The organism is Kitasatospora sp. NPDC059462 (genome assembly GCF_042749955.1).
In the GTDB taxonomy this organism is placed as follows: domain Bacteria; phylum Actinomycetota; class Actinomycetes; order Streptomycetales; family Streptomycetaceae; genus Kitasatospora.
The window spans coordinates 1-9,129 of sequence record NZ_JBHYUU010000259.1 but is presented as its reverse complement, the minus strand read 5'-3'; the positions used below and the strand labels follow the sequence as shown (position 1 = coordinate 9,129).

The 9,129-nt window shown below is 78.6% G+C and carries 3 protein-coding genes; all 3 read right to left on the bottom strand.

Annotated features, from left to right (window positions below; genetic code table 11):
* Nucleotides 1-51 precede the first annotated feature (51 nt).
* Genes ACFXAM_RS35850 through ACFXAM_RS35840 form a run of 3 tightly spaced genes read right to left on the bottom strand, consistent with a single transcriptional unit; the run spans nt 52 to nt 8,581 of the window.
* A complete protein-coding gene (locus ACFXAM_RS35850) occupies nt 52-2,793 on the bottom strand; it encodes an ATP-binding protein (RefSeq protein WP_380297776.1) in 2,742 nt (913 codons plus the stop codon).
* Nucleotides 2,765-5,713 carry an AAA family ATPase gene (locus tag ACFXAM_RS35845; RefSeq protein ID WP_380297775.1) on the bottom strand — a complete coding sequence of 983 codons (2,949 nt, stop codon included), beginning with the start codon at nt 5,711-5,713 and terminating at the stop codon, nt 2,765-2,767. Before ACFXAM_RS35845 ends, ACFXAM_RS35850 begins: the two co-directional genes overlap by 29 nt.
* 9 nt (nt 5,714-5,722) lie before the next feature.
* Nucleotides 5,723-8,581, bottom strand: a complete 2,859-nt coding sequence (locus ACFXAM_RS35840; protein WP_380297773.1) for a LuxR C-terminal-related transcriptional regulator — start codon at nt 8,579-8,581, stop codon at nt 5,723-5,725.
* Nucleotides 8,582-9,129: the final 548 nt, after the last annotated feature.

Below are 9,129 nucleotides of genomic sequence, written 5' to 3'. Positions count from 1 at the left end.
ACGGTGGGCCGGTCGGTGGCCGGCCCACCGTGCCCCGGGGGCGTCGCCGGGTCAGCCGAGCGGCTGCGGGTCGCTCGGCAACAGGTGCGCCACGGCGGCGAGTTCGGCCCGCCCCGCGACGTCCAGCTTGCGGTACGCCTGGGTCAGGTGCTTCTCGACCGCCCGGGTGCCCACCGCGAGCCTGGTGGCGATCTCCTTGTTGGACGCCCCCTGTGCGGCGAGCACGGCGACCCGGCGCTCGGCCCGGGTCAGCGCGGCCGGCCCCAGCGACTGCGCCAGCTCCCGCAGTTCCCGTGCGGCCCGCTCCGCCAGCCGGGGGGCGCCGCAGGCCAGCGCCCGTTCCCGGCCCCGGCGCAGGTGCGCCTCGGCCTCCTCCGGCCGGCCCAGCGCCCGCAGCCGCTGGCCGAGCACCACCCCGGTCCTGGCCCGCTCCATCTCGTTGACCGCCCCCTCCAGGGTGGCCATCGAGGCCCGCAGCAGCTCGATGCCGCCCTCGCCCCCGACGAGTTCGCCCTTGACCCGCTGGGCGCGCCCGACCGGCCCGGGCGCGCCCCAGGCCAGCGCCCGGGCCAGCTCCTCGTCGACCAGGTCGTGGGCCTGCGCGGCCCGCCCCATCCGCAGCCACAGGCCCGCCGCCCAGGTCCGCCAGGGGACGACCGCGGGGTTGCGCCAGTCGGCCCGTTCGACCGAACGCCCCCAGTCGAGCACGTACTCCAGCGCGGTCGGCAGGTCGCCGCGGGCCGCCGCGCCCGAAGCCCGCACCAGTTGCAGCATCGAGGGACTGTGGCCGTGGTCGATGCTCTCCCCGTACGCCTCCAGCAGGCGGTCCGTCAGCTCGCCGTCGGTGGTCTCGATGGCGGCCCGCACCACGGCGGCCATCGACTGGATCGGCGCCCATCGCGCCGCCCCCAGGTCCAGCACCTCGCGGGCCTGCGCCCTGGCCCGCGCGAACTGCCCTCGTGCCAGCATCAGTTGGGTGAGTTCCAGGCCGATCAGCGCCTGCGGCACCGGCGCCCGCTCGCGGCGGGCGGCCTCCCCGGCGGCCTCCAGCCAGGGGCCGACGGTGTCGATCGCGTCCGCCGCGACGAGCGTGTCGGTCAGCAGCGGCAGGGCGGTGTGGACATGGGCCGGCGAGGCGGGCTCGTAGCACAGGATCCGGTTCGCCAGCGGGGCGACCTCCGCGGCCGTCAGCCGCTGCGCCACGGTGGCCCCGTGCAGCAGGACGGTAACGAGTTCGCGTTCGGCCGCGGTGCGCAGCGGCGGGGTGGGGCCGAGGGCGCGCAACCGGTCGACGGACCCGGCGAGCAGCCCGGGGCCGGCCACCGTCGCGTGGCGCAGCCGGGCCTCGATCCGCAGGCCCGGTTCCCGGTCGGCGCCGGCCCGCGGCGGCGCCCCGGACAGCTCCTCCGCCGTCTTCGCGACCAGCTCGACGCTGGGCGGCGGGCAGCCGCCGAGCAGCGCGGGAGGGATCCACCGCACCGCCAGCGCCCGTTGCTCGGCCGACGGGAGGAGCAGCAGGGCCTGCATGACGTGCCGCACGGCGGCCGCCGGGTCGAAGGCCCGCTCGATGGCGGCCAGGTCCAGCAGCAGGGCGGCCCGCTCCGGCCCGCTCGGCGCCCCGTCCAGCAGCACCCGCCGCAGGTAGCGCGCGGCGTCCTCCGGCGCCCCCCGGCGCACCGCCGCCGTCGCGGCCGAGCGCAGCACCTCGGTCGCCCAGCCGTCCTGGCACCAGGAGGTGGCCAGCAGTTGCGCGGCCGCCTGCTCGGCCGGGTAGCCGGCGTCGTGGAGCAGGACGGCGGCGCGCCGCCGTCCGTCCTCCTGCTCGGCCGGCGACAGCGACTCCTCGACCGCCTCGCGCACGTAGCGGTGGACGAAGGCCGGCGACCGGCCGCAGGAGAACAGGCCGAGCCGGCACAGCGCCCCGACCGCCTCGGAGCGGCCGGTCTCGTCGAGCCCCGCCAGCCGGCCCGCCAGCTCCGGGTCGGCGTGGTCGCCGAGCAGGGCGAGCGCCTTGGCCAGGGCCCTGACGGGGGCGGGCTGGGCGTCCAGTGCGACGAGCAGGCGCTCGCGCACGGCGGGCAGCCGCAGGCCCGCGACCGCCCCGGCCGGGTCGGCGAACGTCCCGCCCGCCTCGGCGAGTTCGGCCAGGACGGCGGTCAGGAGCAGCGGGTTCCCGGCGCACGCCTGGTGGCAGGCGGCGGCCAGCACCGGGTCCGCGGGTCGGTCGAGCCGGGCGGCCACCAGCGCCGCGGTGTCCGCCGGGGAGAGCGGTTCCAGCCGCAGCACGTGCGCGGCGCGGTCGGACATCCCGTGGATCCGCGGCTGTTCCGCGTCCGGGTCGCCCTCGCGCACCGCGACGACCAGGACGATGCGCAGGGTCGCCAGCCGCTGGGTCAGCCGGTCGAGCCAGCGCAGCGAGGCGGGGTCGGCCCACTGGAGGTCGTCCACCAGCAGCAGCAGCGGCTCGCGGGAGCTGAACTCGGCCACCGAGAAGAGGAGTTCGGTGAGGAACCGGGCGTCGTGGGGCGGCTCGAAGGCCGTCCCGGGCAGCAGCGGCTCCAGGAGCTGGTCCACCACCCCGAGGGCGAGGTCCCGTTCCAGCGGGGCGCCGCTGGCGCTGAGCACCCGCAGGCCGCGCTGGCGCGCGAGCGGGGGCAGCGCCCGCAGCAGCGCGGTCCGGCCGGTCCCGATCCCGCCGGTGACGACGAGCAGCGAGCCCCGGCTGCGGGCGGCCGCCTCCATCGCCGCGGTGAGTGCGGCGAGTTCACGCCGCCGGCCGAACAGGCGCGCCATTCTCGTTCCTTTCGTCGCGCCCCAGCGCCCGGGCCAGCTCCGGACGACCGGAGATGCCCAGCTTGCGGTACGCCTTGGTCAGATGCAGTTCGACGGTGCGCAGCGTCACCGAGAGTTCGGCCGCGATGACCCGGTTGGCCAGCCCCTCGGCGGCCAGCGCGGCGACCCTCCGTTCGGCGGCGGTCAGTTCCGGCCGGGCCGGGCCGGGCGCCGGCCCTCCCGCCACCGGCCGCGGGCCGCCGGGCCCCGGGGGCGCGACGGTGACCGGGGCGGGCGCCGGTGCGGAACCGGGTGCGGACGCCGGTGCGGGGCCGGCTGCGGGATCCGGCGCGGGCGGCCCCACCCGGAGCACCGGAGCGGCCGGCGCGAGGCCGCTGCGCAGCAGACTGTCGATGGCGCCCGGGCCGGAGACCGCCGCCGTCCCCATCGCCACCAGCGCCTGGCGGAACTGCCAGCTCGCGGGTCCGCCGGGGACGAGCCGCGCCGCAGCCGCACCGGGGGCCGGCTCCCCGCCGTGCTCCGGGTCGGCGTCGCCCGCGGCGCGCAGGGCCCGCGCGAGCGTGCGCGGCGCCCCCCAGGCCAGCGCGAGCCGACGCTCCTCGGCGACCAGTTCGGCGGCCCCGGCGTCGTCCCCGGTCAGGGCGAGCGCCCGCGCGGACGCCGAACGCCAGGGCAACAGGGCGGGGTTGGTCATCTGGCGGGCGAGCAGCAGCCGCCCGCACTCGCGCAACTCGCCCAGCGCCCCCGCGCCGTCGCCGCGGGCCAGCCGCACCCGGCCCCGGGCGTAGGACAGGAAGGCCCGGGCCATGCTGCCCCCGGCCTCCTCCGGCCGCGCCGGCGCGGCGGCCCGCTCGGCCCCGTCGAGGTCGCCCCGCGCCAGCCGGGCCAGCGTGCGCACGGCCCGCACGCCCGGGGCCGTCTGCGGGTGCCAGCACCGCTCCGGCAGCGCCTCCTCGGCCCGCTCCAGCAGGCGTTCGGCCTCCTCGGCGCGGTCCTCGCCGAGGGTCGCCAGCGCCTTGATCAGCAGCGCCAGGGCGACGACGGCGGGGGCGTTGGCGCGGTGCGCGCGCGCCAGGACGGCGTCCAGGCCCGACTGCGCCTCGGCCACGTCCTCGGTGAGGAGCAGCGCGTGGCAGGCCGCCACCCGGGCGGTCAGCGACGTCCCGTCCGGGGCCGCGGGCGACAGGGCGGCGCGGGCCAGCTCCCGGGCCCGGGCGAGGTCCCGCCCGTGCAGGGCCGCCAGCCAGGCGGCGGCGCCCGCCTCGGCGGGGTCCTCGGGCCGCTCGGGCAGAGCGGCCATCTCCGGCCGGTGCGGCTCCTGCGCCGACCCGTCCTGGCCGTGCTTGGCGAGCCAGTACAGCGCCCGCAGCGCGGCGCGCTCCCGGCCGCCGGCACCCGGGCGGGCTCCGGCACCGGCGATCAGCGGCACCGCCGAGGCGTAGTCACCGCGCGCCACCAGCAGGTCGGCGGCGCGCACCCGGGCGGGCCCGGCGCTCGCGTCGGCCGGGGCGAGCAGGGCCTGCCGCAGGAAGCGGTCGCTGCTCTCCGGCGAACCGGGGAGCGCCAGGACGCCCAGCTCGGTGAGGAGCTCCACCCGCAGCCGCGGGCCGACGGGTTCGCGCAGCGCGCGCCGCAGCAGCCGCACCGAGGCCGCCGGGTCGCCGGCCACCCGCAGCCGCGCCGCCTCCCGGCGCAGCACCGCGACCGCCCAGGGCGCACCGGTCACCCGGGCGCCGAGCAGCATCCTGGCCAGCGCGTCGTCCGGGAGCGCCGCCCGGTTCGCCACCTCGGCCGCGCGGGCGAACAGGTGCTCGCGCCGCTCGGCGCCGAGGCCGGCCAGGGCGGCCTCGGCGGCCCGTTCGGCGCGGAACCGCGGCCGCTCCCCCGGCGCCAACAGGCCGGTGCCGGCCAGGAGTTCCAGGGCCTGGGCGATGTCCACCGTGCGCGGCGACGCCAGCGCGGCGATCATCGCGGGGGAGCCGTGCGGCCCACACACCGCGATCGCCCGCAGCACCTCCACCAGGTCCTCCGGCAGCACGGCCAGGGTGCGCACCGCACGGTCGCGGACCGCCTCGGCCGCGCACCGGAGCAGCCTCGCCTCGCGGTCCCGCGCGTCCCGCTCCCGTGCCTCGCGGTCCTGCGCCGCCGGTCGGCCGGGCCGGGCGAAGCGCTCGGCCAACGCCCGCAGCACGGCGGGGTTGCCGTCGGCGGCGAGCGCGGCGGCCGCGGCGAGCTCCGGCTCGACCGGCTCCCCCAGCGTCCCCGCCAGCAGCCGGCCCGCCCCGGCCGCCGAGAGCGGGGCGAGGTCGACGCCATGACGGGCGACGACCCGCGGATCGGCCAGCGGACACAGCTCGATCCGCTCGCCGGGCCCCGGCGGCAGGGCGTCGCTGCGGGCGGTCACCAGCAGCAGCGGGGCGCCGGCCAGCCGGCGTGCCAATGCCTGGAGGAAGCGCAGCGACTCCCGGTCGGCCCACTGGACGTCGTCGACCACGACCAGCAGCGGCTGGGTGCGGGCCGCCGCGAGGAAGGCGCGGCACAGCCGCCCGGACAGCGCGCCGCCCTCCGCCGTACCGGGGTGCAGCAGTTCCCTCACCAGCGGCGAGGCCCGCGGCGCGAGCGCTGCGTACAGCTGGGCGGCCACCGCGTGGCGGACCCCCGTCTCCTCCCAGCACGCCTGCGCGCCGGCGACCCGCACCCCGGCGGCGCCGGCCAGCTCCTCGGCCCGGCGCAGCAGCGCGCTGCGTCCGGCGCCGGGCCCGCCCCGTACCTCGACCAGTGCCGAACGCCCTGCCCGCAGCCCGCGCAGCAGTCCGTCCAGCAGCCGTTCCTCGTGTTCCCGTTCGACCAGCCGCCCGCCCGCCGGGCTGCTGCCGGCCCGCCCCGGGAGGATCGTTTCCCCGTTGTTCCCCTCGGCCACTGCCCGCCCCTAGCGACTCGGTACGTGGATGTTCTCCGCTCCGCCTCCCGGCCGGCATCTTGAGGTCCCTCCGGCCGGTCCGAGCGCCGGAACCAGGTCGGTGCGCCCCCGCACGTCGAGCTTCCGGTAGATGTTGGTCAGGTGCATCTCCACCGTGCGGGGGGTGACGAACAGCTGCTCGGCGATCTCCCGGTTGCTGACCCCGGTCCCGGCGAGGGTGGCGATCCGGCGCTCGCTGCGGGTGAGCGAGTCGAGCGGCGAGACGGCGATCTGCGGCATCCGGCCGCCCGCGTCGGCGAGCAGCCGGCGCGCGGCGGTGCTGAGCAGGTGGTAGCCGCACCGGGTGGCGGTCTCGATCACCTGCCGCAGGTGCCGGCGCGCGCCGGGCAGGTCGTCGCGCAGCAGCAGCTCCTGGCCGAGCCGGTAGCGGGCCTCGGCCCGGGCGAGGCGGGCCGGGGAGTGCTCCAGCACCTCCACGGCCTCGGCGAGCAGTTCGGTGCGGGCCGCTCCGGTGGCGATCACGCCCTCGGCCACCAGGCCGAGCCCGCGGGCGCGGGCGGTGCCCCAGCCGGCCACCGTCTCCTGGACCTGCGCCACGATGCCGGCCGCCTCCGCGGCCCGGCCCTGGGCGGCCAGCGTGGTGACGGCGGCCGACCACCAGGGCGCCAGCACCGGATTGGCCACCCCGGCCTCCGCCAGGCTCCGGCCGCACCGCCGCCACAGTTCCACCGCGCCGTCGAGGTCGCCCATCGCGCGCCGGAGCCTGCCCCGGACGTACAGGTACTGGTGCCACTCCCAGATCTGCTGCTCCAGGCCGGCCGGGCGGATCCGGTCGAGCACGACGGCGGCCTCCGCCACCTCGCCGCGCGAGAGCAGCACGCTGCCCAGCTCGACGGCGGGCAGCGGCCAGGTCGTGGCCCGGTCGCCGCGCGTCGCGAGGGCGACCGCCGTGCGGGCGACGGCCTGCGCCCCGGCGAGGTCGCCCACCCCGTGCAGGGTGTGGGCGCGTCCGGCCAGGACGGACAGCCGCATCCAGGGCTCGTACTGCGCCAGGCCGTTGGACAGCGACCGGGTCAGCCCCGCGAGGGCCTCGTCGACCTCGTCCGCCAGGCCGAGGACGAGCGAGGAGGCGAGCACCTCCCATCCGGCGGGCGTGGTCTCCTCCACCCGCAGCGCCCGCCGGGCCAGCGCCACGGCCTGCCCGGCCGGGCGGCCGTCCAGGGCGGCGAACACGCTCATGCCGGAGAGCAGTTGGCGCTCGGCGGGGCTGTCGCCCCGGGGCACCGGCCAGCGCCTGACCAGCGCCGCGATCGGGGCCATGGTGGACTTCCCGTTCACGGCGGCCACCAGCAGGGCGGACTCCAGCGAGGTGCGCAGCTCCCGGTCGGCCGGGAGCGGGTCGGTGCCCAGCTGCTGCCGCAGGTCGACGAGGGCCGAGCCGAGCACCCGGACCGCCTCGGGGACGTCGCGCGAACCGAGGGCGGCCTGGCCGTACTCCATCGCGATCGACGCCCGCTCCCGCGCGCCGTCGCTCTCCCCCAGGGCCTGCCGCAGCTGTTCCAGGGCGGCGGCCGGCGCCACCCGTGCCGAGGCCCTGGCCAGTTCGATCCGTACGTTCCTGCGTTCGGTCCGGCCGAGTCCGGCGCCCAGGGCCCGGCGCAGGTAGCGCACCGCCGCCCGCGCCGTCGGCCCGCCGGGCGCCTGGGCGGCGGCCTCGCGCAGCACGGTGAGCATCCACGGCTCCGGCAGCTCGGGCAGCAGGGCCAGCTGGGCCGCGACCTCGGCCGCCGGGCGTCCGGCGTCGTTGAGCACCCGGGCCGCGCGCAGCCGCAGCCGTTCCAGCTCCGGCGCCGGCAGATCGGCCAGCACCGCGGCCCGCACCGCCTCGGCCATCGGCGCCCCGGCGCCGGATCCGATCACCTCGACCCGCCGTAACTCCTCCATGGCGAGGGTCAGCCGGGTGCCGCCGATCCCGCACAGCGCCCCGAGCAGCTCGGGGTCGGCGCGGCCGAGGACGGCCAGGGCCCGGGCCACCTCGCACACCTGGCCCGGTCCGCCGGCCAGGGCGACGCGGGCGGCTTCGACGCCGACCGCCTCGCCCAGCACGCGCAGGCGGTGCAGCCCACTCGGGTCGGGCCGCACCCCGGCCGCCGCCAGGGTGGTGAGCAGGCGTTCCAGCAGCAGCGGGTTCCCGCCGGAGAGCGTGCGGCACCGTCGCACGAACCGCTCGTCCGGCGGGCCGCCCAGGGCGCGGGCCACCGCCCGGCCGGTCTCGGCCTCGCTCAGCGGCCCCAGCTCCAGCACGGTGCAGCAGCCCTCGGCGAGGATCCCGGAGAGCATCGCCGTGCCCGGGCCCTCGCAGCCGGTGCGCTGGGAGAGCAGCACCAGCAGCGGACGCGCGGCCGCGCGGCGCAGCAGGAAGTGGACGCACCGCAGCGATTCCTGGTCGCACCACTGCGCGTCGTCCAGCACGAGCGCCAGCGGCCCGGCCGCCAGCAGGTCCACCGCATGCCCGTACACCTCGCGCTGAACTGCGAAGGCGGCCGCTGCCCGGCCCAAGTCCTGTTCCATGCCGAAGAGTTCACGAACGGATCGATAGCCGTTCACGCCCTCGCCCGGCTCTCCCCCCGGTGCCCGGCCCGCCGAGCGGCACACCGTCACCCCGCGCTCCGACACCCACCGGGTCACCTCGTCCAGCAGCCCGGTGCGCCCGATCCCCTCCGGTCCGCGCACCAGGACGGCCCGGGCGACGCCCCCGCGTGCCTGTTCCGCCCGTTCGAGCAGTCCCGTCAGTTCAGCCGCCCGGTCGGTCCCCCGTATCCCGGTCCTCCGGCCCATGGCGCTGTGCACGCCCATGACGTCTCCCATCCCCGAAACCCTGCATCCCCACCCCCGGTTTGATCGACGCGATCCGGCTCGGCGTCGGCGTGCCGACGAGGCCGGCCAGGCCTGATCGGATCGATAGTAACCTCACCGCCGGTGATCAATGATCAACTTTGAGCTAAGACGCGGCGGAGTCCTGCCCCAACGGGCACACGGAATCCCCCGGTCCGCCACGGCGTCCCCCCACCCGGCCGCGGCCCCCGCCCCGGCCGCCGCGGCCAGTCCGCCCGCCGCTGCTTCGTGGACGACCGGGCCCGGGCGGCCCGGCCTCCCGGGCCGGGATCCGGCCCGGACGCAACGGCGCGAACTGCACCATGCGGATCCTCCCAATGTGACGATCCGCTCACCGCCCGCCGGGCGTGTCCCGGTCAGGGCGTCCGGACCGGGGCACCCAGCCGGTAGTCGTCGGCGGAGAACGCGGCGGCGACGGCGAAACGGTCCCCGCGCACCAGCGTCTGGCGCCACTCGACCAGGCGCCCGCCGGTGTCGCGGCCGAGCCGCTCGATCGCGAGCAGCGCGGTGGTCGCCGGGCC